This is a genomic window from Halorientalis regularis (genome assembly GCF_023698535.1).
GTDB lineage: Archaea > Halobacteriota > Halobacteria > Halobacteriales > Haloarculaceae > Halorientalis > Halorientalis regularis.
The window spans coordinates 127240-148104 of the sequence record NZ_JALJCL010000009.1 but is presented as its reverse complement, the minus strand read 5'-3'; the positions used below and the strand labels follow the sequence as shown (position 1 = coordinate 148104).

The window sequence follows — 20865 nt, the reverse complement described above, 5'->3', positions numbered from 1 at the left end:
CGTCTCAGGGCCCGGCGCTCTTAGACCTTCGCCAAACCACGACACACAAGTACGAGCCCCCGAATACATCGGGTATGGCAGGACTCGTCGATATCGTCACCAGCATCCCGAAACTCGTCCAGAGCATCACCGAAATTGCACTCTCAGACCCGCTCAGCGCCGCCCTGATCACCATGGGCGGCCTTCTGATCGCCGGGACGGTCGGCCTGACGGGCTATCTCTTGCTCGGCGTCCTCGTCTCCGCGGTGGTCCCGGACCTCAGCGGAGGACAGCCCCCGCAAGCTCGATAGCTCGCTCCAGGTCCGGGCCCAGCGGCGCACCGACGACGAAACTATCCGCGTACTCCATCACCGCCTCGACCTCGTTTTCGACCTGTGTCTGTGTCCCCGCGATACAGAACGCGTCGATCATCGCCTCGGTCACGAGTCCGAAGGCCTCGCTGAACGATCCCGCTTCGATAGCCGCACCGATTTCCTCGGCGCGCTCCTGGTCGAGGTCGTGGCGATCCAGCACGGGCGGGGCCGCCCCGCCGGCGATGAACGCGACCGGCGGCCGGGCGGCCTCCCGGGCGGCTGCTTCCTCGTCGGCGACGCTGACACTCGCGTAGGCCGCGAAGTCGAAGTCGCCCCGTTCGTCCGGGCGATCCGCCAGCCCCTTTTCCACCTGCTCGGCCGCCCACGCCATATCGCGGGGGTGTGACCCGTTGTAGAGGACGCCGTCTGCGTGTTTCGCGCTCATCCGGATCATGTGGGGGCCCTGCGCGCCGACGTAGACGGGAATCTCGCCCTCGACCGCGTATTCGAGGTCGGCGTCGGCCGCCTGGAACGTGCCGTCCGCGTCGACGGACTCGCCGGCCCAGAGGTCCTGGGCGACTTTGAACGTCTCTAACACGCGCCGGAGCGGGCTGTCGCGCTCGACGCCCAGCGCGGAGAGTGTCGAGCGGTCGCCGGGGCCGACGCCGAAGACGGCCCGGCCGTCGCTGACTTCCTGGATCGTCGCGACCCGGGAGGCCAGCGCGACGGGGTGTGTGTCGTAGGGGTTGGCCGCCGCCGGCCCCAGCGCCACCTCCTCGGTGGCGTCCGCGATCCGGTCGAGAGCGACGTAGGGATCGCGGTTGAAGTAGTGACACGACGCGAGCACGGTGTCGAAGCCCGCCCGCTCGGCGGTGACTGCCAGTTCGGTAACCTCCTCGATCGGATGTTCGGGGGTGAGTTCGATAGCATTCATGAGTCGTAATCCCACGCTTCCAGTGCCTGTCGGACCAGGTCGTCCGCCCGGTCCCGGAACAGTTCGTCGCTGCCGTCGTGGTCGCCGAACTGCCAGTCGCGGACGACGGTCACTGGCGTGCCGCCGCCGCCCTCGCCGGCCACCAGGTTGCTCGCCGCCGCGAGTTCGTCGACCACCGACTGGACCGTCACGCCGAGTTCGCGGCCGTCGCGGTCGGGTTCGCCCCGCCAGTCGCGGCTGGCGGGTATCCCGGCCCAGCCGACCGCGACCCCGCGCTGGCCGTGCCGGAAGGGTCTGCCCGACGTATCCGAGACGACCACCGGCCGGTCCAGCGCCTCGGCGAGCGCCTGCGCGCTCGCACCGGGGTCCTCGGGTAACAGGAGGAGATCGGCGTCGGGCACGTTCGAGCGGTCGATGCCCGCGTTGACCGTCACGTGCCCGAACCGGGTCTTCGTGAGCAGGAACGGTGCCGACAGCAGGAGCGATTCGCTCTCCTCGATGACCGCCTGTGCGAATCGGGGGTCTTTCTCCTCGTCGGTCAGGTCCGCCAGGCGCTCGGCGATCTCCCGGGCGCGTGCGCCCGGATCGAAATCCGAGAGGTCGGCCGTCCGCCCCTCGGCTTTCGAGACGACGGTACTGGCGACCACCACCACGTCGTCGGGCCGGAGCCGGCCCTGGCGCTCGATCAACGCGGCCAGGTCGTCGCCCGGCCGAACCTCCGGCAGCCCCGGGACCGCGAACACCTCCATACCCCCACTGTGGGGTGGCCGACAAAAAGGGACGCGCCACTGGCAAGGCCGGCCACCATCGCGGACGCGTTCTTCGCTGACCGCACCCCCGACTCGCCGCCCGTACTTAAACTGCCGGACGCTTCCGGAATAATTACCAGGAATCAAACACCGGTCGATATTCGGCTATTTTTAAACACTGGTTTAAAATACCGGCTAGATACGTGGACCGATATATCAGATATAGACGAATAGTTGAAGTGCCACAGCGCGGAAGGACCGACCGGGATGACCGATGTGACGACCACGACCCGGACGCGGCGATGGCTGCCGAGGGTGGACCTGACGGTGTTCGTACCGACAGTGGTGCTGATCGCTGCCGAGGTCTCGTTCCTGGCCACGCAGGCGCGGTCGGTACTCCTCCCGCTCATCTGGATGGCACCGATGAACCTGCTCCTGTTGGCATACGCCGTCGAGGAGTCACTCGCACTCTCGATGGTGGCTCTGGTGTTGTTCTTCGCGCGATTCGTCTACCTGCCATTCCTGCTGTTAGCCCCCATGAGCAATTTCCTGTTGTTCTACGCGCTGTTCATGGCGCCGGTCGACGTGCTCATCGTCGGCTACATGACCAGCGCGGCCGGGACGCGAGTCCTCGGGTCGTCGTCGGCCACCTGACCACTCCCCTCCCCCAACACTCCCGTGGAACGCTCCCAACACCACACGCGTTCCCCACGGAACGCACGTCGAAACGACCGACGCTCCCCCGACGGAACGCTCCCCCCACACGCGTTCCCCACGGAACGCACGTCGAAACGACCGACGCTCCCCCGACGGAACGCTCCCCCCACACGCGTTCCCATCTCTCACTCTCGGACCGACCGCTCCGTAGCGCCGCGCATACTTCGAGAAGCAGTCCCACGGACCGTCGCTCAGGGTTCGTCGGCCGACTCGTCGAGGGGCCGGTCGGTCACGTCTTCGGGCATCTCCGGTCGGGCGGGCGCGTCCCGCGACTCGGGTGCTTCCGGTGTCTCGTAGACGCCGGCGGCCGTCTCGACGACGACCTCGATGGGGAGCACTTCCCGGCAGAAGTCGACGCCGAACGGCGTCAGGTGGATACTCCGGCGAATCAGCTTGGCGCGTCTGGCCTCCTCGATGGCGTCCTGCACGTCGGGCTGGGCCTGCAGAACCTGGTACTCGTTCAGGTCCTCGACCGGTTCGTCGGAGAACCAGATCAGCCCCAGCCGCTTGAGGTTGTTCAGGTAGGCGTGGACCCGGTCGAGGTGCTGACACCCCGCCTCGTTGCCGATCATCGTCAGCCCGGCCGCCACGAGTTCGGAGCTGATCGGCACCCAGCCCACGTCGCGCACGTCCATCGATGGCTGGCGACCCTCGGTGGCCAGCAGACGGAGGATGCGCACCTCGTCGGGGGCCACCTGATCGAGGATCGACGCGTACGCCGGATGGACTTCCTCGACGTAGTCCACGTCGGCGGACGCCTCCATCAGCCGCGCGCCACGCCGTTGCAGTCGGTCCTTGTCGGCCGGGAGCGAGGACGTCGGGCGGTCCACCTCCGTCTCGTCGTTCTCCGCGGGCGTGTCGACGCCCAGCCGATCCAGTTCGTCGAGCGTGATCGACCGCACCTCCTCGACCATGTCGACCATCGATTCGGAGGTGGCCGCGGCCCGCACCAGCCGCGGGCCGGTCCGGACGCCCGACCGGACGGAATAGCCCGTCGACCGCTGGAGGGCGGCCGCCCCGATCCGGGCGACCCGGAAGGAATCGTCGAGGTCACCCGGCGTCGTCGACAGCGACGGGTGATCGCTCTCCTCGAGATCCGGCGGCGAGAACTTGTCCTCCTCGGTCTCGCCGGGGTTCAGCAGGTGTGACATCACCCTGTCGACCGACGAGAGCGCGTCCCCCGAGTCGGTCGCCGGGTCCGCCATATCGGCGACGGCGTCGTCGAGCGAGCCGACCAGTTCGTCGGTGTCGACCGACGGGTCCAGCAGGCTCGTGACCGTCGAGTCCAGCGTCGAGAACACCTCCTCGGAGTCCCCCGAGGGATCGGTCAGCGTCGCGAGCGCGGCGTCGAACATGGTGAAGGCCTCCTCGATGCCCTCCTCGGCGACGGTCGGATCGGTCATCGCGGACTCGATCACCGAGAGGACCCCGTCGGTCCGTGTCGCCGAGGCACCCGTCGGGTCGACGATGGCCGTGTTCAGCACCGACAGGGCCTCCTCGGTGGCGTCGGGATCGACCGGATCGACGACCGTCGACTCCAGCACCGAAATGAGGCGTTCGGTCTCGTCGGTGTCCATCGGCGTCGGCGTGACGATGGACGCCTCCAGCACGTCCAGCAGTTGCTCGACCTGATCCTGGCCGAGGTCGCGCTCGGTCGTGGCCACGTCGAGGATGTCGAACAGGCGCACGACCGACGAGGGATCGAGCGCGTCGGCGGTGTCGGCAGTCCCCTCCGTTTCGCGTGCGATCTCCGACACCCAGTCGCTGCTGTCGCCCCCGCCCGGCGCGGCGTCCCCCGATGTCCGTTCGCTGTCGTTGAACTCGCTCATATTGGTACTGTGGTCACCACCAGTAGCTGGACCCACCCCGCGACGAACCCGAGGGCTGCCCCGATACCGATGAGCAGCCACTCGTCTTCTTTGAAAGCAGAACGTAGCGTCATTGTAAAGTCTTGGGGGGGTAGCTCCTGCATCCGGTTCGCGATCAGTTCCTTGACGGGGACCGACCGCTCGCGGTTGAAGTCGGTGTCCTGTAACGGCTCCAGCGCGTACTCGACGCCCTCGGTCGCCAGCGCGTCGCGGATCTCCTCGTACCGCCGATCACCCGTCGCGACACGGATGACCGGCGCGGCCATCCCCAGTGCCTCGTCCAGCGAGGGGCGGATCGCCTCCTCGATCATTCGACGCGTCCGGTCGGAGCGTTTTCCGTACAGCAGGTTCTGGGCGACGTTCTCGACGGTGATGATCTCCTCGGCGACGATCTCGCCGTACCGCTCGGCCACCTCCTCCTGCCGCTGGATGAACAGACCCTGGAGCGTGAACGGGCCGATATCGACGGGCTCCTGCGGGTTGAAGATCGCCTTGATCGCGATGTAGTTGGTGAAATACCCCACGAGGACGCCCGAGACCGGCAGGACCCACCAGGCCTTGTCGAAAAACAGGAACAGCGGGATCGAGAACACGCCCAGCAGCGTCCCGAAGTAAAAGCCGGAGTTGACGAGGAACTTCAGTTCCTCCTCGCCGACCTCCAGGAACATCCGGTTGAGCAACTCGGGGTGGTTGTCGAGGTAGTCGATGACCATCAGCTTGAGGCTCAGTACCTCGTCGATGTTCCGGGCCGTCGACTGCATGATCCGGTCGGCGACCTCCGGGAGTTGTCGTTCGATCCGTGCGTGGACGAACTGCCGTGCCCCGTCCGGAACGGAGTTCCAGACGACCGGCTGTTCCCGGTCCAGCAGGTCGTCGACGTACGCGTGGAAGTCGTCCCGGGACCGCTCGACCATGTGCTGGGCGATCCGGTCGGGGTCGAGCCGTTCGTAGAACTCCTGTTGACTCGCGAGCTTCGCAATCGAGGCGTCGTAGGCGACGCTGCCCATCTTCGCCGACCGTGACGGGATGATTCCCTGCCACCCGATCTTTCCCTCCATCACGCCGGGGATCTGCTGAATCTTCCTCGGGAGCATCGGGGCCAGTTGCTTCAGCCCCGGCATCCTGAACCCGCGGAACTCAAGCGGGTGAAAGAGCAACCGGATCCCGACCCAGTTGGTGATGTACCCGATGATCCCGGTAATCGGCGGGATCAGTATTAGATTCCACTGGAGCGGCGGGAGCGCCGCCAGCACCCAGTCGAGCGACGGGATCATCGCGAGTCACCTGTCGCTCTCTCGGGTCGGCCGGCCGTCCCGCCGATGCCCCCACCGCACGATACACGCCCGACTCCCCCGTCGTCTGTGACTCCCCCACATCCGTCTCGTGCCAGCGTCATCTCTGTGGACGTACGTGAAACCCCTGGTCCGCACTCCCCCTTCGAGTTCGGAAACGATGCGGCGCGGTGCCGCGTGGTCGCCGATCAGGCTTCGGCGGTGTCGTCGTCCTCGGCGCTGACCTCGTCGGGCAGTTCCTCGAACTGCTCCTGGAGGTCGTCGACCTGCTCACGGTAGCGGTCGATCTGGTCGCCAAGGGCTTCCTCGAACTCCTCGGCCTGCTCCTCGAAGCGGCCGCCGAGGTCCTCGGCCTGCTCGCTGACCTCGTCCTGGAGTTCCTCGAACTGGTCGATGAGTTCGTCGAGGGCGTCGATGGTCTGCTGCTCGACGGTCTCGTTGGCGTCGATCAGGACCTCGAACTGCTTGTCGATTATCTCGAGGGTCTGGTCGAGCTGTTCCTCGTAGAGGTCGAGCGTGTCCTCGTAGCTCTCGTCGATGCTGTCGAGTGCCTGCTCGTGCTGGTCGAGCAGTTCCTCGAAGCCCTCGTCGACGGCCTCGCGGATGTCCTCGACCGTCTGCTCGCCCTGTTCGGGCGTGGCCGACTCGACGGTGTCGAGCAGCTGGTCGATGGTGTCCTGGACGAACTTGACGGTGTCCTGCTGTGCCTTCTTCTGGTCGCCGACGGTGCCGTGGAGCGACTCGTTGGCCGCTTTCGGGACCTTGAGCGTCTGCTCGATGACGTCCTGTCCGGTCTCGATTGTCCGACGCTGCACCTCGAAGATCGTGCTGATCGGTGAGTTGTCGTCTTCGCTCATTGTGTTACCTCCATCATGTCGCTGGTTGCGACCGGAATGTCGGACTGGTGTCGCCGACAGTCTCCTCGCGTGGTCCATCCACCGTCTCTACCCCCACAGGGGCCCGGGGTGACGACCCGTCGCCAGTCGCCCCGGCGTCGGTCGGTCCACGTCGACGCTGACGGTCGCCCCGGGCGAGACGAACACCACTCCGTTCCACCGACTGCGTCCAACATTCCCTGTACACGGATAGCTACGTTTCTTTCCCATATTTAGTTGGTGCCATAAATGTGGGTTCCATTAAATACCCTGTCAGAGGCCCGCATACGCTATTTGCGGATGCTCGTTCCCACGAAGGCAAGAAACCTCACCGCTCGCGTTCGTGAACTCTGATGGTGAGACTGCCCTGTTCGACGGCCGCGGTCAGCAAGGTGACCTGTGTCGCCGGCGGTGCGCCGGTCGCACTTCCGGGGTTGAGGAGTCTGACGCCGTCGGTCACCGTGTCGAGGACTCTGTGCGTGTGGCCGCCGACGCCGACCGTCGGGCCGTCGCCGGCGTGGTCCCGGACCGTCTCGGCGACTCGATCCTCGTATCCGACCGGACTGCCGGTTCCGTGCGTGACGACGAACTCGACGCCGCCCAGCGTCACGGTCTCGACCGCGGGCAGGCCAAGCCCCACGTCCGTGTTCCCCGAGACGGCGGTCAGGTCGCTGGCGATGTCCTCGACGGTCGCGAGTGCGTCCGCGGAGTCGAAGTCCCCGGCGTGGACGACGTGGTCCGCCGCCCGCAGCCGGTCGCGGACCCAGTCGGGGATGCGGTCGATTCGGGAGGGAACGTGTGTGTCGCTGACGATGGCGACTTCCATGGGCAGACTTGCGGCGACACCGACAAAAACCGTCGCGTCGGGCGCGGATTTTTGAGTCGTGCCGACTCCACTGACACCATGGACGAGACGCCAGTCGTCACCTGTTTCCTGCGCAACCGGGGAGACGTGTTGCTCATGCGTCGGAGCGACGCCGTCGGCTCTTATACCGGCCAGTGGGGTGGCGTCGCCGGCCACGTCGCCCGCGAGTCCACGGCGGCGACCGATCCCGACTCGACGCCGGACGCGGCCGCGCGCCGCGAGATCGACGAGGAGACGGGCCTGACGGACGCCGTGACCTTCGTCCGCCGCGGCGACCCCTTTCCCGTCGAGGACGCGGACCTGAACCGCCGCTGGCTGGTCCACCCGTACCTCTACGACTGTACGTCCCGGGACGTGACCCTCGACGACGAGACGACCGAGTGCGAGTGGGTCCCGCCCACCGAGATCCTGCGTCGCCCGACGGTCCCGAAGCTGTGGACCTCCTACGACCGGGTGCGACCGACCGTCGAAACCGTCGCCGACGACCGCGACCACGGTGCCGCGTATCTCTCCGTGCGCGCGCTCGAAGTCCTCCGGGACGCCGCCGCCCTCGCGGCCGAGCGCGACGCCGGAGACTGGACCACCCTCGCCGACCGCGCCCGCGACTTGCTCGCCGCCCGACCCTCGATGACCGTCGTCCGCAACCGCGTCAACCGCGTGATGCACGAGGCCGACGACCGGACTCCGACGGCAGTCGAAGATGCTGCCCACGAGGGAATCGAAACGGCCCTCGACGCCGACGCCGCCGCCGCGGATCGCGCCGCCGAGCGGGTGGCCGAGGACGCCATCGTCACGCTCTCGCGGTCGGGAACGGTCGAGTGCGCCCTGTCGTCGGCCGACCCCGAACGCCTGCTGGTCGCGGAATCCCGGCCCGGCGGGGAGGGAGTCGGTGTCGCCGAGCGGCGGGCCGAAATCGGCGACGACGTGACGCTGGCCCCGGACGCGGCGCTCCCCTGGCTTCTGGCCGACGGGGACTACGACGCCGCGCTGGTCGGGGCCGACACCGTCCTCGCCGACGGGCGCGTGGTGAACAAGGTCGGCACCCGCGCGCTCGCGCTCGCCACCGCACGCGAGGACGTGCCCCTCTACGTCGTCGCGGCCCGGGACAAGATCAGTCCCGACTCCGACCCGCATCTCGAACCCGCCGATCCGGCGACGGTCTACGACGGGGACGCCGACCTCGCGGTCGCGGCCCCGCTGTTCGACGTGACACCGCCCGATCTCGTCGCTGGCCTCGTCACGGAGGACGGACTGCTCGACGCCGACGGGGTGAGCGCGCTCGCGGACGAGCACCGCGACCTCGCCGACTGGAACGCAAAGGCTTAGCCGCGGGGTCGGGTAGCCACGCTCGGGCGGCAGTGACGAAGGGTTACCCCCACCGAGCCCCGTGTGACGAGCGTCTTCTCCGAGCCGCCCGTTCCCACGCGCCCAGCGACGGCCCTGGGTCGCGCTCGCATTGGTATGTGTATAAGGTCATACGGCCGACCGAACCCCGTCCGGCGGTTTCACACGTAAAAGGGACTATCTCTATATACGATGTGGCCGTAATTAACCGCACGGCCAGGCGGCTCGCGTGAGGGGAGGGACGCGACCGGGTGCGTGTCACGGCCGGCGACTGAGGCACCCGCGAGCGCGAGCCGCCGACCGGAGTGACTCATGCTACAGCACAAACCGACACCGGACGAGCGATTCGGGAGCGACCACGAGACAGTCTCGACACACGTCACGTCCTGCCCGAACTGCGACGCGACCGTCGTCGACGGGCAGGGCCTGCTCGCCTGCACCGACTGCGACTGGGCCGGCCTCGTCGGCTGATCAGGTTCGAGGTCAGTCCATCGCGGAGTGGATGATCTGTGACTCGATGCGGTTGAGATGTTCGCCGACGGTCCCGACGGTGCAGTCACAGGCCTCGGCGATCTCCTCGTAGGTGGCCTGCCGCGGGACCTCGTAGTAGCCCATCTCGACGGCCGCTTCCAGGACCTCACGCTGACGCTCGGTGAGGCCGGCGATGGCGCGCTCGTCGTCGGGGTTGTACTCGCCCATCTGGGTGGCCTGGGCGTCGATGGTCTCGGGGACGTTCCGGAGGGCCTGCTGGATGTTGTCGTCGCTCCCGATGACGGTCACGCGGAGGTACCCTTCACTGGTGAACCGCAGTGGGAGTTCCAGAACGAGTCGGTACTCGTCGAGCAGTTTCAGCAGGCCGACCGCGGGTTCGCGGCCGACGAAATGAATGTAGGCGTAGTAGCCGTCCTCGTCGTTGCCGGGGATCAACTCCCAGTCGACGACGTCCTCGACGGAGTCTAGAACCTCCGCGGCGGCTTCCGGGTCGCCACGGCCCCCCAGCAGGACGACGCCGGTCTCGTCCTCGAACAGGTTGATGTACTTCATCTGTTCGAGCGTGATGTCGGGGTGCTCCCGCGCAGCGACCAGCGACGGGTGGAAGTACCGGTCGGCCAACGGGACGAGCGTGAACGTGAAGTAGCGCATCATGGGCCCTGCCACCTCGTCCGTTCCGGTGACTCCAAGGCGGGTACTGCGTGGTCGGCGAGCGGTCGAGCGTCGTGTGTCTGGTGTTGCGTGATCATCTCTCGACACTGCCCCCCTAACGGGACGCGGCGATCTGGATCCGACCGCGTATCTACTCCCGTCGTTTTGCTTCTGAACCCTTATTTTGCGGTGGTTGTATGGAGGCGTATGGACGTAACAGAAATCTTCTCGTACATGCCGTTTACGAACCTCGTCGGCATCGAGTTGACCGAGGCCGAGGACGGCTACGCCGAAGGACACGTCGAGATGCGCGAGGAACTGGCCTCCGTCCCCGGCGGCGACGTGGCCCACGGCGGCGTCACCTACTCGCTGGCCGACACCGTCGGCGGCGCGGCCGTCATCTCGCTGGCCCACGACGTGACCCCCACCGTCGACATGCGCATGGACTACCTCGCGCCCGCGACTGACGACCTCCACGCCGAAGCGGAGGTCATGCGGATGGGCGGGAGCGTCGCCGTCACCGACATCGAGGTCTGGGACGCCGACGATCACCACGTCGCCTCGGCCCGTGGCGTGTACAAAACGGGCGGCGACAGCGAAGGCACACCCTGGGTCCGTAGCGGTGACGGCGCGCCGGAAGACGTCCCCCAGGACGCCGGCGACGACTGATCAGCGGAGCTGCCAGATCGACTTCTGCTCGGCCCCGCTCGTCGTGAAATCGAAGGCGAAATACAGCGGGCTGTCCCCGGCGTCGACGAGGTACGGGATCTCCCCCTCGACGTGTTCGCCGGACGGCACGTTCGGATTCAGCGGGAACGAGCCCTCGAGTTGCTGTTGGGCCCCCAGATCCAGCGCCCGTGGCGTCCCCCGCGGGCCGGTCAGCAGCGTCTGCCCGGTCAGCCCGAGGTAGGCCGTCCGGTCTTTCCCGTTGTCGACCCGGACCGTAGGCAACAGGAACTCCTGGCCCTCGCCGGCTCGGGATCGGCCGACGCTGTCGGCTGTTCGGACCTCGGAAACCGTCACGGTGAGATCGGCCGCGGTGACGCTGTCGCCCACGTCGTTGACCGGGACGCGCAGCGACTGTCGGAACAGCCCGTCGGGCTGTTGGGGGTCGGCGTCGAGGTCGACCGACAGCCGTTCGAGGTCCGTCTCCAGGGACTCGATATCGACGACGAACGTCCAGCCCGTGCTGTCGCTCGCCACCTCGAAGGCGACGAATCCCCGAATCGTCTCCCCGGGCACGAGCAGTCCCTCGGTGAACTGACTCCCCGTCTGTGTCACCAGATCGACCCGCTCGCGCGTCGTTCCGTCGCCGTCGATCAACCGAAACGCGTTCAGGTCCCCCATCTCGATGACCTCGTCGCCGCGGTTCTTGACCGACAGCACGACGACGAGGTACTCCCGACCGTCCGGAGCCTGCCCCGGTCCGGGGAGTTTTCCGTAGCGCGTGGTCCCCTCGACGAGGAACCCGATCGATTCGCGGAGGACTCGCTGTCCGACGACGACCGACGGCCGGTCGGTGTCGCCAGTCGGCCCGTCGTCGGTCTGTCTCCCGTCGCCGGTCGTCGTTCCCGGGTCGGTCCGACCGAAGAGCCCAGACGGCGTGGGCGTGCCTGTCGACTCGTTCCCGGAACAGCCCGCGAGCAAGAGCGTCCCCGCGGCCGCACCGGAGCGAAGGAGGGCGCGTCGCGAACGACGGTTGTCGGTCATGGCGTCGGCGCTACGCCGACCCCCGGCATAAGCTTCCTGACCTGGGACCGCGGCGGCGCTCCCTGCAGTCGTTCGTCAGGCTCACGGCTCCATTCGTCGCCGTTCGCCAGTTCGGCGGCGCTCCCTGCAGTCGTTCGTCAGGCTCACGGCTCCATTCGTCGCCGTTCGCCAGTTCGGCGGCGCTCCCTGCAGTCGCGCCGCCTAGTCCCCAGCGGCTTCTGCACCCTCGACGTTCTCGTCGGGGACCGTCCCGTCGTCGTTCCAGCCGCGCTGTTCGTAGTAGCTGTCCAGTTCGTCCGAGAGCCCGTCCAGATCGTAGGGCAGCGCCTCGTCGTCGCTGCGGTCCTTCCCGCGCTGGTTGTGGAAGTGGCGCTCCATCTCGACGATCCGACTCCCTACGTCCATCAACTGCTCGTAGTCGGCCTGGAACACCTTCTCGTAGCGTTCCTCCTCGGTGTACGACGAGGAGAACTGACAGAGAACGCCGCTGTCCCTGATGGCTTTCAGGTTCTCCAGTTCGATGATTTTCTCCGATTTGCCCGCGACGCCTTCCTTCTCCATCGCCTCGGCGGGCGAGACCAGCGGGTACTCGTAGTCGTAGGCGACCGAGTACATGTGGTCGGCCCCGCGGTTCGAGGTGGCGTAGGAGAGGCCCTGGCCGTTGAGGGTGCGGCCGTCGTGGGCGGCGAACTCCATGCCCTTCATCGTCCAGTTCTCGACGCCGAGCTCGTCGTGGATGCGGTCGATCCCCTCCGCGAGCATGTCGCCCTCCTCCTCGCGGCGAGCGATCTTCTCGACCAGTTCGAGCATGAGTTCCTCGTTGCCGAACTCGTCGTTCGCGGCGAGGTACGCAGAGACCGTGTCCCCACAGGAGATGGTGTCGAGCCCGAGGGTGTCACAGAGTTCGTTGGCCTCCATGATCGTCCGGAAGTTGTCCACGAGGGCGTTCGACCCGAACGCCATCACCGTCTCCCACTCGGGGCCTTCGGTCGTGAACCCGTCCGATTCGTCTTTCGTGGGGAGCTTGCACGCGAACGCACACGACGAGCAGGTCCCCTTCTTGTACTTGTGGTCGATGACCGCCGAGGACCCGATGTCTTCGAGTTTGTCGTAGGACAGTTCCTCGAAGTACTTCGTCGGGACGGCCTCGACGGCGTTGGCGAAGGAGGAGACCGACACCGTGCCGGCGTCTTTCATCGGGCTGTCGGAGGTCGCTGCCTCCTGGTGGATCGCCTGGGTCACCTCCTCGTCGAGTTCGATCTCCGGCCGGGAGTCGCCGTCGAAGGTGAGGAACTTCACGTTCTTCGAGCCAAGTACCGCGCCGAGGCCGCCGCGGCCGAACGCGCGGGACTCGGAGGTGATGATCGCGGCGAAGCGGACGAGGTTCTCGCCGGCCGGGCCGGCGATGGCCGCGTGTTCGTTCCCGAGGTCGTGCTCCTCGTCGAGATAGTCGATGGTCTCGGGGATCGTCGCCCCTTCGAGGTCACCGACCGACTCGAAGGTGACGCCCTCGTCGGAGATGTGGACGCCCACTAACTCGTCGCTCGCGCCGGTGATTTCCACCGCGCCGTAGCCAGTGTCCGCGAACGGCCGGGACATGAACCCGCCGGCGTTACTCGACAGCAGGCCGTCGGTCAGCGGCGACAGGCCGGTGCAGTTCATCCGCCCCGTGAAACTCATCGTCGAGGTCTGGAGCGGCCCGGTCGCGAAGAACAGCGAGTTCTCGGGGCCGAACGGGTCCGCGTCGAACGGAATCCGCTCGTGGGCGAGTTTCGTGCCCACGCCGCGACCGCCGATGAACGACTCCAGCACGTCGTCGATGTTCTCCGCCTCCGTCTCCTGAGTTCCCACGTCTACTGTCAGCAGTGGGCCCTGCCCGTGTATCATTGAATGTGGCAATGGCTGGCAGCCTAATAAATCAATAGCCACTGGACACGGATGTTTTTAACAGGCTTTCCGAGTGGAAATCGATTCTCCCGTTCGGGCTTCCACTGGTCGGTCCAGACCCTCAGTCGTCGGTCACGGCGGCCATCGTCGTCTCCTTGTGGTCCTGGCTCATCCCGGAGACGAAACCCACACGGACCGAATCCACGCCGTCGACGGCGGCGAAGGCTTCGACTTTCTCCCGGACCTCCTCTGGCGTGCCGACCGCGGCCACGGCGTCGAGCAACTCGTCGGGCAGGGCCGCCGCCATCGCCGCCGTGTCCCGGTCTTCCCACGCGGCGCGGATCTCTTCGACCTCCTCGGCGTAGCCCTGTTCGGCGATGGAGTCGCCGTAGAACGGACCGTACGCACCGATCAGGAACGCGATCATCTGGCGGGCCATCGTGCGGGCGGTGTCGCCGTCCTCGGTCGCACAGCAGCGGACGATGGGGCTGACCCGGAGGTCGTCGGCATCGCGGTCGCCGAGGTCGGCCCCGCGCCGGAGGTCGTCCATACGCTCGTCGAGGCCGTCGAGGGTGAACAGTTGGGGGACCCAGCCGTCGGCGAAGCGGCCAGCGAGTTCGACGGCCTTGGGGCCCAGCGCCGCCACGTCGATGGCCGGCGGGTCTTCCGGCACTTTCCCTTCGTAGCTCATCCCGCTCAGCTCGTAGAACTCGCCGTCGTAGTCCACGTCGTCGCCGGCACAGACCTGCCGGATCACGTCGATGGTCTCCCGGAGGCGGCGCAGCGGACGGTCGAACGCCTGGCCGTGCCAGCGCTCGGCGATGGCAGGCGAACTCGTTCCCAAACTGAGGCGGAAGCGACCGTCGCTCACGTCGTGCATCGTGAGTGCAGTCTGGCCCAGCACCGTGGGTGCCCGGGAGTACGGCGAGATCACGTCGTCGGTGATCCCGATCTCGTCGGTGCGTTCCGCCAGCACGGTGAGGACCGAGACGATGTTGTAGCCGGTGGTCTCGCCCATCGTGACGTGGCTGAAACCGTACTCCTCGGCGCGCTGGGCCTGGTCGGCCAGCGAGTCGACGCTGTCGTGATCGCGGCTCATCAACACGAGGTCACAGGTCGGGGCTGTCATGGGCCGACAGAACAGGGGGATAGGCTTAAGCGTTGGAGGCCACGCCTCGCGTCGTGTGCCGGGCCGTTCACCGCATGTCGGCCAGCGAGACGACGAGTTCGGACTGGAGCCACCGGGCGGTGTCCTCGCGGTCGTAGACGACGAGGGCGTCGCCGGCTGTGAACTGCCCGTATCTGCGCTGCGGTTCGTCACAGTCGTCTGCGGGGTCCGTTTCGGGCTGGGTCATCTTCGCTTCACTCTTTGCACCCCAGCCACGTATAAACCCGAGACCGTATCGTTCGTTACAGGCCATTTAACGCGTGTTCGTCGCTGTACTGTCGACTGAACGGTTCGAAACGTCGTGAAACGTCGTAAAACGTCGCTGGCGCTCGAAACGAGCGGAAAACTGGGGGACGGCGAGCGGTCGCTACTCGTAGTTACACATCGCCATGGCTTCCCGGACGGCCTCGCGCTTGCCGAGCAGGGTCACCCGGTCGCCGGCTTCGATGCGGAAGTCCGGGTCGGGGACCTCGACCTCCCCGTCCCGATCCACCAGCGCGATCAGGCAGGTGTCGGGCAGTTTCGGGCCGATCTCTTCCACTGTCAGGCCCGCGAGTTCGCCGTCGGGGGAGACTTCGACCTCCTGTACGTCGCCTTTGCGGCCCACGTCGGTCATCCAGTGGGCCAGCGCGGGGCGTTCGATCTGGTTGTCCATCGCCCACGCGGTGGCCATGGCCGAGGAGATGGTCCGGACGCCCAGTTCCTCGAAGGCCTCGACGTTGTCGGGGTTGTTCGCTCGCGCGATCACCCGGTCGGTGTCGAACTTCGAGGACGACAGCTGAGCGATCAGCAGGTTGGCGTCGTCGTCCCCGGTGGCGGCGACGACCGTCTTGGCGTTGGCGGCCCCGGCCTCCCGGAGCACGTCGGTGTCGGTGCCGTCGCCCCAGACCACGGAGTAGCCCTCGTTGCGGGCGCGTTCGATTGCCTCTTCCTCTTCCTCGACGATCACGACGTTCTCGCCGCGATCCTCGAGCCGTTCGGCCAGCGCACGGCCGACCTGACCGCCGCCGACGATGATGACTCGCATTGGTATCACATCCAGGTATTCCGCGATGTAGCGCGCGAAGCCGCCCTCGAGGGCGACCGTCGCGAAGATGACCAGAAAGACCGTCCCGACCAGGATCTGGGCCTGGCTACTGAACGTCGCCGCCTCGGCACAGAGCTGTGCTGCCTCGCCCGTCACTGCGGAGCCACAGACCGCCCCGGCAGTCGTGCCGCCGCCGACCAGTTCCGCCGCCTCCGCCCGGAGTTCGCTGGCGTGGCTCTGCAGTTCGACGGCAAAGAGCGTCGCGACCGAGGCGGGGATGATCCCGCGGGGCCCGACGAAGCTGATGAACAGTTTCTCCGAGCGCGTGAAGCGGTCGCCCCGAGCCGAGACGAACACCAGCAGGGGTCGGATCACGAAGATGACCACCGCGACGACGACCAGCCCCGCTCCTCCCAACCGGATCAGGTCCTCGATCTGGAGGAGTGCGGCCAGCGCGATGAAGACGAACGAGAGGACGATCAGCGTCACGTCGCCTTTGAACGCCTCGATTTCGTCCTCGTAGGGCACGTCGAGGTTCCCCAGCACCAGGCCGGCGGTGGCGACCGCGGCGACGCCGGCCTCGCTGGCGATGGTGTCCGCGGCCGCGAAGGCCACGAGTGCGCCCGCGAAGGTGAGCAACCGGGCGTTTCGGGGCGCGTTGCCGGGCGAGAGGTCGACGTACCGGAGCAGGTAGTAGACGATCACTGCGACGACCAGCCCCACGAGGAGGCCGATCCCCAGTCGGGAGGCGAAATCCCGGAGGAAGGCGACGCCGGCCTGGCCCTGCAGGATGATCACCTCGAAGATGACGACGGCGATGATCGCCGCCGACACGTCGTTGATGATCCCCTCGGTTTCGAGGGCGGCGGCCACCCGGTCCCGGACCGGCACGACCTGCAGGATCGGGGTGACGACCGTCGGGCCGGTCGCGACCAGCAGCGCGCCGATCAGGAAGGAGAGGTCCCACGGCTGGCCCAGCGCATACCTGATCGTCAGGGCGGTCCCCACGAGGGCGATGGCGGCCCCGACCGTGACGAGTCGGAGCGTCGCCGCCGGGGCCTCCTTGATGCGGTCGATCCGGAGGTGGAAGGCCCCCTCGAAGACGATGATGGCGACCGAGAGCCCGACGATGGCCGGAAGTGCGTCCGCGCCGAACGTCGCCGCCGAGAGGATCCGGCTCCCGAACAGCAGGCCGGAGAGCGGTCCGAGTATCAGGCCCGCGGAGATGAGAAAGATGATACTCGGGACCTGAAACCGGGCCGCGAGTAGCTGCGCACCCACGCCGAGCCCGATGATAGCGGCGACCAGCGGAATTATCTCGCCGGTGGCCACGTCCAACCCTCCATACACCCGGGCCGACGAGCGCGCGGGGCTTAAACGCACTCACTCGCCGTCGTCGAAATTATCACCCCGTCCCGCCAGTATCGGAATATCGGCGACGATAATTTTACCCGCACCTATTTATGCCGCTCTGTATCAAACTATGATAATGAGCCTCGCGAGCCGTGTCTCGGCGCTCCTCCGGTCGGCCACGTCCGACTCCGGCGACCCGGACGGTGGGCCGGCGACCGACGGAGCGACGGGACGCGCGGAGACGGCGGAACGGGATTTGGAAACGGAGACGGACGGACAGGCCGGCGAGAGCGACGCGTCGGCTTCGACAGCGTCGGTGGACGGTGCCGAAGGGACCGAACTCGAGGCGGACGATGCCGAGACGGACGGAGCCGACGAAGAATCCGTCGATGGCGATGCCGAGGCGGACGGTCCCGAAACAGCACCCGACGACGGTGAATCCGAGCCGGTCGCAGCGGACGGGGGCGCACAGGCCGCCACGGCACCGCTCGAAGCGACGGCACGGGAGTTCCGGGACGCGATGCAGGCGGCTGCGGGCGGCGACTTGGGCCAGCGCCTCGACACCGACCGCGAGAACGAGGCCATGGCCGAGGCCGCGACCGCGTTCAACGAGCTGCTCGCCGACCTCTCGGAGACGGTCGACGACCTCGACGAGTTCGCCGACGAGGTCGACGACAAGACCGAAGAGATGAGCGCCGCGACCCGGGAGGTCCGGGACGCCAGCGAGGACGTGGACTCCTCGATGGACGAGATCACCGAGAACGCCGCCGAGCAGGAGGAACTGCTCGAACGCGTCGCCAACGAGATGACGGACCTCTCGGCGACGGTCGAGGAGATCGCCTCCTCGGCCGACGAGGTCGCAACCATCTCACAGGAGGCGGCCGAACACGGGAAAGAGGGCCGTGACGCCGCCACCGAAGCTCTCGACGAGATGCACGACATCGAGTCCCACGCCGACGCCACCATCGATCAGGTGTCCTCGCTCGAATCCCGGATCGAGGACATCAGCGGCGTGGTCGAGGTGATCGACGACATCGCCGACCAGACCTCGATTCTGGCGCTGAACGCATCCATCGAGGCCGCCCGCGCGGGCGAGGCCGGCGAAGGGTTCGCCGTCGTCGCCGACGAGGTCAAACAGCTGGCCGAGGAGGCGGGCCAGGCGACCGAGGAGATCAGCGAGATGATCGAGGACGTGCAAGAGGAGACGGGCGAGGCCGTCGACGAGGTTCGGGAGATGGGCGACCGCGTCTCGACGGGGACCGAGACGGTCGAGGACGCCCTCTCGGCGCTCGACGAGATCGCCGACCGCGTCGAGGAGGCAAACGACGGCGTCCAGTCGATCAACGACGCCACCGACGAGCAGGCCGCGAGTACCGAGGAAGTGGTCGCGATGGTCGAGGACGTGGCCGAGTTGAGCGAGGAGACCGCCGCCGAGGTCGAAGACGTCTCCAAGGCGACCGGCACCCAGACCACGATGCTCTCGGAAGTGGCCGTCCAGATGGACCGACTGGCCGACCAGGCCAACACCCTCCGAGACCTGCTGGCGGGCTACGAAGACGAGAGCGACGACGGTGACGACGAGTTGTCCTGGGACGACGCGAAAGTCCACGACGGTGCGGACGAAGACACCGACGGTGGCGACGACGACGGTGACGACGAGTTGTCCTGGGACGACGCGAAAGTCCACGACGGTGCGGACGAAGACACCGACGGTGGCGACGACGGCGGTGACGACGAGTTGTCCTGGGACGACGCGCAGGTTCACGACGGAACCTGAGCCCCTCTGTTCCAAATGTTGACAACTGGCGGCGAACATTGATCCTGGTCTGTGAGAACAGTTCACGCCATGGTGGATTGGAGTGTCGACGCCGACGAAGCACAGAACGGACTGTACCTCGATCTGGGTGGCCATTTCGGCCCCGAGGAGGCCAAGAAGGCAAACGAGGCGGCCAGGGAAGCGGTCCAGCGACTCGATCCGGGGTTCGAAGTGATCACCGACCTCTCGGAGTTCGTCCCCGGCGATCAAGACGCCGTCGAGTGCATCGAAGAGGGCAAACAGGCCGTCCGCGAGGCGGGGGCCTTCGCCGCCGTCCGCGCGACGGGCGAGCGGTCGGCGACGGGCCGGATGCACTTCCAGCGCGTCGGTGAGGACGAAGAGGAGTACACCGTCGCCGTGGCCGACACCGTCGAGCAAGCCGAGAAATTCCTGGACAAGCGGACGGCCTCGCAGTAACACGGTTCGACCGCGACGCCCGACTATCAACCATGAAAACTGGCAAACAATTCTTATTGTGGGTTGGTAACAAACCTGGAGTATGGCGGACTGGAGTGTCGACACAGACGAAGCACAGAACCGACTGTACATCGAACTCGTCGGGAGTCACGATCCGGAGATGGCCAAGGAGTCCTCGGAGGCGGTCAAGGCGGCGGCCGAACGGCTCGATCACGGGTTCGAGGTCATCACCGACATTTCGGAGTTCATGCCGGGCGATCAAGAGGCGGTCAAGTACATCGAGGAGGGCAAGAAGGCCGTCCGGGAGAACGGTGCGGCGGCGGCCGTCCGTGTGATGGGCGAGGGGTCGGCGACGGGCCAGATGCACTTCGAGCGCGTCGGTGAGGACGAAGAGGAGTACGCCGTCGCCGTGGCCGACACCGTCGAGCAGGCCGAGAAGCTGCTCGACAAGCGCGCGGCTTCGCAGTAACACGGTTCGACCGCGAGCGCCCTGGCTATCAACCGTGAAAACCGTGCGGCAATTCTTATCGTGGATTGATAACGACGCACGTGTATGGCGAACTGGGACGTAACAGTCGACGAAGCGAAACAGCGTGTCGCCCTGAAACTGGGCAGCGGTCTCTCCGTCGAGGAACAGGCCGCGGCGTCGGACGCCTGTATCGACGCGGCGAAACGACTCGACGACGGGTTCGACCTGGTCAACGACATGCGAACCTTCGAGCCCACGAGCGAGGAGGCCCTGCAGGAAGTCGAACGCGGCAAGCGCGGCCTCGCTCAGAACGGCATGGGCGCCGCGGTCCGCGTCGTCGCCGAGTCGACGGTCACGCAGCTGCAGTTCGACCGGGCCGGCGAAGACGCCGAGGACTACGAACTCGCCAAAGCCGAGTCCGGCGAGGAAGCCGAGAAACTACTCGACAAGCGCCGCGAACAGGCGTCGCAGTAGTCCGTCGCCAGGTCCACTCGCCTATCAGTGCTGAAAACGCCGCGGCAATTCTTAAGCACCGGTGGGTGTCAACTCCGGGTATGGGCAGTTGGAACATGGAAATCGACGAGGAGAAACAGCGCGCCTACCTGACACTGGCGGGCGACCTGGGCCCCGAAGGGCACGCCGAGGCCGCCGACGCCTGTGAGCGGGCCGCGGAACGACTCGACGAGGGATTCGACCTGATCAACGACATGCGGACGCTCAAGCCGTCCGACGAAGAGGCCATGCGCGAGACCGAACGCGGCAAGCGGGCACTGGCGAAGGGCGGTATGGCGGCGGCCGTCCGGGTCGTCTCCGAGTCCACGACGGGCCAGATGCGGTTCGACCGGGCCGGCGAGGGCGAGGAGTCCTACGCCGTCGCGAAGGCCGAATCCGTCGAGGAGGCCGAGCAACTGCTCGACAAGCGTTCACAGGAGGCCTGA

Annotated in this window: 22 protein-coding genes; 10 read left to right on the top strand and 12 right to left on the bottom strand. The window is 66.9% G+C overall.

The genetic code is table 11. The features are described 5' to 3' along the window. The first annotated feature begins 74 nt into the window (after positions 1–74). Positions 75–290, top strand: coding sequence for a DUF8024 family protein (locus MU521_RS13240; protein ID WP_092691107.1), 216 nt, complete (start codon positions 75–77; stop codon positions 288–290). Here MU521_RS13240 and MU521_RS13235 read toward each other — a convergent pair. Then, positions 259–1227, bottom strand: coding sequence for a 5,10-methylenetetrahydromethanopterin reductase (locus tag MU521_RS13235; protein ID WP_092691110.1), 969 nt, complete (start codon positions 1225–1227; stop codon positions 259–261). The two genes, MU521_RS13240 and MU521_RS13235, sit on opposite strands and share 32 nt — an antisense overlap. Continuing rightward, complete coding sequence (locus MU521_RS13230) at positions 1224–1976, bottom strand: coenzyme F420-0:L-glutamate ligase (protein WP_092691113.1); 753 nt, start codon at positions 1974–1976, stop codon at positions 1224–1226. The genes MU521_RS13235 and MU521_RS13230 overlap by 4 nt, the downstream gene beginning before the upstream one ends. Positions 1977–2303: 327 nt before the next feature. Between MU521_RS13230 and MU521_RS13225 the strand changes: the two genes are divergently transcribed. Beyond that, the gene (locus MU521_RS13225) at positions 2304–2630 is read left to right on the top strand and encodes a hypothetical protein (protein WP_139171086.1); all 327 of its coding nucleotides are present in this window, start codon (positions 2304–2306) and stop codon (positions 2628–2630) included. A 254-nt stretch (positions 2631–2884) separates the two neighbouring features. On the opposite strand, the gene MU521_RS13220 is transcribed toward MU521_RS13225, so the two are convergent. From MU521_RS13220 to MU521_RS13205, 4 genes are all read right to left on the bottom strand, one after another. Then, complete coding sequence (locus tag MU521_RS13220) at positions 2885–4522, bottom strand: DUF4393 domain-containing protein (protein WP_217630130.1); 1638 nt, start codon at positions 4520–4522, stop codon at positions 2885–2887. Beyond that, the gene (locus MU521_RS13215) at positions 4519–5835 is read right to left on the bottom strand and encodes a DUF445 domain-containing protein (RefSeq protein ID WP_092691118.1); all 1317 of its coding nucleotides are present in this window, start codon (positions 5833–5835) and stop codon (positions 4519–4521) included. Before MU521_RS13215 ends, MU521_RS13220 begins: the two co-directional genes overlap by 4 nt. A 206-nt stretch (positions 5836–6041) precedes the next feature. Continuing rightward, the gene (locus MU521_RS13210) at positions 6042–6710 is read right to left on the bottom strand and encodes a hypothetical protein (RefSeq protein WP_092691121.1); all 669 of its coding nucleotides are present in this window, start codon (positions 6708–6710) and stop codon (positions 6042–6044) included. 346 nt (positions 6711–7056) lie between these two features. Further along, complete coding sequence (locus tag MU521_RS13205; protein ID WP_092691124.1) at positions 7057–7554, bottom strand: metallophosphoesterase family protein; 498 nt, start codon at positions 7552–7554, stop codon at positions 7057–7059. A gap of 78 nt (positions 7555–7632) precedes the next feature. Here MU521_RS13205 and MU521_RS13200 point away from each other — a divergent pair, with 78 nt between their 5' ends. Beyond that, entirely contained in the window at positions 7633–8919 is a 1287-nt protein-coding gene (locus MU521_RS13200; protein ID WP_092691126.1) for an eIF2B alpha/beta/delta subunit family protein, read from the top strand. A 330-nt stretch (positions 8920–9249) separates the two neighbouring features. Further along, on the top strand, positions 9250–9408 hold the full coding sequence (locus MU521_RS13195; RefSeq protein WP_175452829.1) for a hypothetical protein: 159 nt from the start codon (positions 9250–9252) through the stop codon (positions 9406–9408). Between the two features lie 12 nt (positions 9409–9420). Here the strand turns inward: MU521_RS13195 and MU521_RS13190 are convergent, their stop codons facing one another. Continuing rightward, complete coding sequence (locus tag MU521_RS13190) at positions 9421–10080, bottom strand: helix-turn-helix domain-containing protein (protein WP_175452830.1); 660 nt, start codon at positions 10078–10080, stop codon at positions 9421–9423. A 207-nt stretch (positions 10081–10287) separates the two neighbouring features. Here MU521_RS13190 and MU521_RS13185 point away from each other — a divergent pair, with 207 nt between their 5' ends. Then, positions 10288–10749: a PaaI family thioesterase gene (locus MU521_RS13185; RefSeq protein ID WP_092691132.1), complete on the top strand. Its 462-nt coding sequence runs from the start codon at positions 10288–10290 to the stop codon at positions 10747–10749. On the opposite strand, the gene MU521_RS13180 is transcribed toward MU521_RS13185, so the two are convergent. From MU521_RS13180 to MU521_RS13160, 5 genes are all read right to left on the bottom strand, one after another. Beyond that, positions 10750–11790 carry a DUF4352 domain-containing protein gene (locus tag MU521_RS13180; protein ID WP_092691135.1) on the bottom strand — a complete coding sequence of 347 codons (1041 nt, stop codon included), beginning with the start codon at positions 11788–11790 and terminating at the stop codon, positions 10750–10752. Positions 11791–11991: 201 nt separating this feature from the next. Beyond that, a complete protein-coding gene (locus tag MU521_RS13175; protein ID WP_092691138.1) occupies positions 11992–13677 on the bottom strand; it encodes an aldehyde ferredoxin oxidoreductase C-terminal domain-containing protein in 1686 nt (561 codons plus the stop codon). A gap of 121 nt (positions 13678–13798) precedes the next feature. Further along, positions 13799–14806 carry a TIGR04024 family LLM class F420-dependent oxidoreductase gene (locus MU521_RS13170; protein WP_092691141.1) on the bottom strand — a complete coding sequence of 336 codons (1008 nt, stop codon included), beginning with the start codon at positions 14804–14806 and terminating at the stop codon, positions 13799–13801. A gap of 67 nt (positions 14807–14873) precedes the next feature. Continuing rightward, on the bottom strand, positions 14874–15032 hold the full coding sequence (locus tag MU521_RS13165) for a DUF7331 family protein (RefSeq protein WP_175452831.1): 159 nt from the start codon (positions 15030–15032) through the stop codon (positions 14874–14876). 180 nt (positions 15033–15212) lie between these two features. After that, on the bottom strand, positions 15213–17204 hold the full coding sequence (locus MU521_RS13160; protein ID WP_394327221.1) for an NAD-binding protein: 1992 nt from the start codon (positions 17202–17204) through the stop codon (positions 15213–15215). 157 nt (positions 17205–17361) lie between these two features. Here MU521_RS13160 and MU521_RS13155 point away from each other — a divergent pair, with 157 nt between their 5' ends. The 5 genes from MU521_RS13155 to MU521_RS13135 all read left to right on the top strand — a co-directional run bounded on the left by MU521_RS13155 (position 17362) and on the right by MU521_RS13135 (position 20865). Continuing rightward, complete coding sequence (locus MU521_RS13155; RefSeq protein ID WP_175452832.1) at positions 17362–19002, top strand: methyl-accepting chemotaxis protein; 1641 nt, start codon at positions 17362–17364, stop codon at positions 19000–19002. A gap of 69 nt (positions 19003–19071) precedes the next feature. Continuing rightward, entirely contained in the window at positions 19072–19458 is a 387-nt protein-coding gene (locus tag MU521_RS13150; protein WP_092691149.1) for a hypothetical protein, read from the top strand. Positions 19459–19540: 82 nt separating this feature from the next. Continuing rightward, complete coding sequence (locus MU521_RS13145; protein ID WP_092691152.1) at positions 19541–19927, top strand: hypothetical protein; 387 nt, start codon at positions 19541–19543, stop codon at positions 19925–19927. A gap of 84 nt (positions 19928–20011) precedes the next feature. Beyond that, on the top strand, positions 20012–20401 hold the full coding sequence (locus MU521_RS13140; protein WP_092691155.1) for a hypothetical protein: 390 nt from the start codon (positions 20012–20014) through the stop codon (positions 20399–20401). 80 nt (positions 20402–20481) lie between these two features. After that, complete coding sequence (locus MU521_RS13135; protein WP_092691157.1) at positions 20482–20865, top strand: hypothetical protein; 384 nt, start codon at positions 20482–20484, stop codon at positions 20863–20865.

Excerpts from the sequence above, each read along its gene's own strand:
- MU521_RS13210 (WP_092691121.1), bottom strand. The coding sequence starts at position 6,710 with ATGAGCGAAGACGACAACTCACCGATCAGCACGATCTTCGAGGTGCAG.
- MU521_RS13200 (WP_092691126.1), top strand. The coding sequence starts at position 7,633 with ATGGACGAGACGCCAGTCGTCACCTGTTTCCTGCGCAACCGGGGAGAC.
- MU521_RS13150 (WP_092691149.1), top strand. The coding sequence starts at position 19,072 with ATGGTGGATTGGAGTGTCGACGCCGACGAAGCACAGAACGGACTGTAC.
- MU521_RS13135 (WP_092691157.1), top strand. The coding sequence starts at position 20,482 with ATGGGCAGTTGGAACATGGAAATCGACGAGGAGAAACAGCGCGCCTAC.
- MU521_RS13235 (WP_092691110.1), bottom strand. The coding sequence starts at position 1,227 with ATGAATGCTATCGAACTCACCCCCGAACATCCGATCGAGGAGGTTACC.
- MU521_RS13205 (WP_092691124.1), bottom strand. The coding sequence starts at position 7,554 with ATGGAAGTCGCCATCGTCAGCGACACACACGTTCCCTCCCGAATCGAC.
- MU521_RS13175 (WP_092691138.1), bottom strand. The coding sequence starts at position 13,677 with ATGATACACGGGCAGGGCCCACTGCTGACAGTAGACGTGGGAACTCAG.
- MU521_RS13240 (WP_092691107.1), top strand. The coding sequence starts at position 75 with ATGGCAGGACTCGTCGATATCGTCACCAGCATCCCGAAACTCGTCCAG.
- MU521_RS13140 (WP_092691155.1), top strand. The coding sequence starts at position 20,012 with ATGGCGAACTGGGACGTAACAGTCGACGAAGCGAAACAGCGTGTCGCC.
- MU521_RS13230 (WP_092691113.1), bottom strand. The coding sequence starts at position 1,976 with ATGGAGGTGTTCGCGGTCCCGGGGCTGCCGGAGGTTCGGCCGGGCGAC.
- MU521_RS13190 (WP_175452830.1), bottom strand. The coding sequence starts at position 10,080 with ATGCGCTACTTCACGTTCACGCTCGTCCCGTTGGCCGACCGGTACTTC.
- MU521_RS13145 (WP_092691152.1), top strand. The coding sequence starts at position 19,541 with ATGGCGGACTGGAGTGTCGACACAGACGAAGCACAGAACCGACTGTAC.
- MU521_RS13170 (WP_092691141.1), bottom strand. The coding sequence starts at position 14,806 with ATGACAGCCCCGACCTGTGACCTCGTGTTGATGAGCCGCGATCACGAC.
- MU521_RS13180 (WP_092691135.1), bottom strand. The coding sequence starts at position 11,790 with ATGACCGACAACCGTCGTTCGCGACGCGCCCTCCTTCGCTCCGGTGCG.
- MU521_RS13155 (WP_175452832.1), top strand. The coding sequence starts at position 17,362 with ATGAGCCTCGCGAGCCGTGTCTCGGCGCTCCTCCGGTCGGCCACGTCC.
- MU521_RS13215 (WP_092691118.1), bottom strand. The coding sequence starts at position 5,835 with ATGATCCCGTCGCTCGACTGGGTGCTGGCGGCGCTCCCGCCGCTCCAG.
- MU521_RS13185 (WP_092691132.1), top strand. The coding sequence starts at position 10,288 with ATGGACGTAACAGAAATCTTCTCGTACATGCCGTTTACGAACCTCGTC.
- MU521_RS13195 (WP_175452829.1), top strand. The coding sequence starts at position 9,250 with ATGCTACAGCACAAACCGACACCGGACGAGCGATTCGGGAGCGACCAC.
- MU521_RS13165 (WP_175452831.1), bottom strand. The coding sequence starts at position 15,032 with ATGACCCAGCCCGAAACGGACCCCGCAGACGACTGTGACGAACCGCAG.
- MU521_RS13220 (WP_217630130.1), bottom strand. The coding sequence starts at position 4,522 with ATGAGCGAGTTCAACGACAGCGAACGGACATCGGGGGACGCCGCGCCG.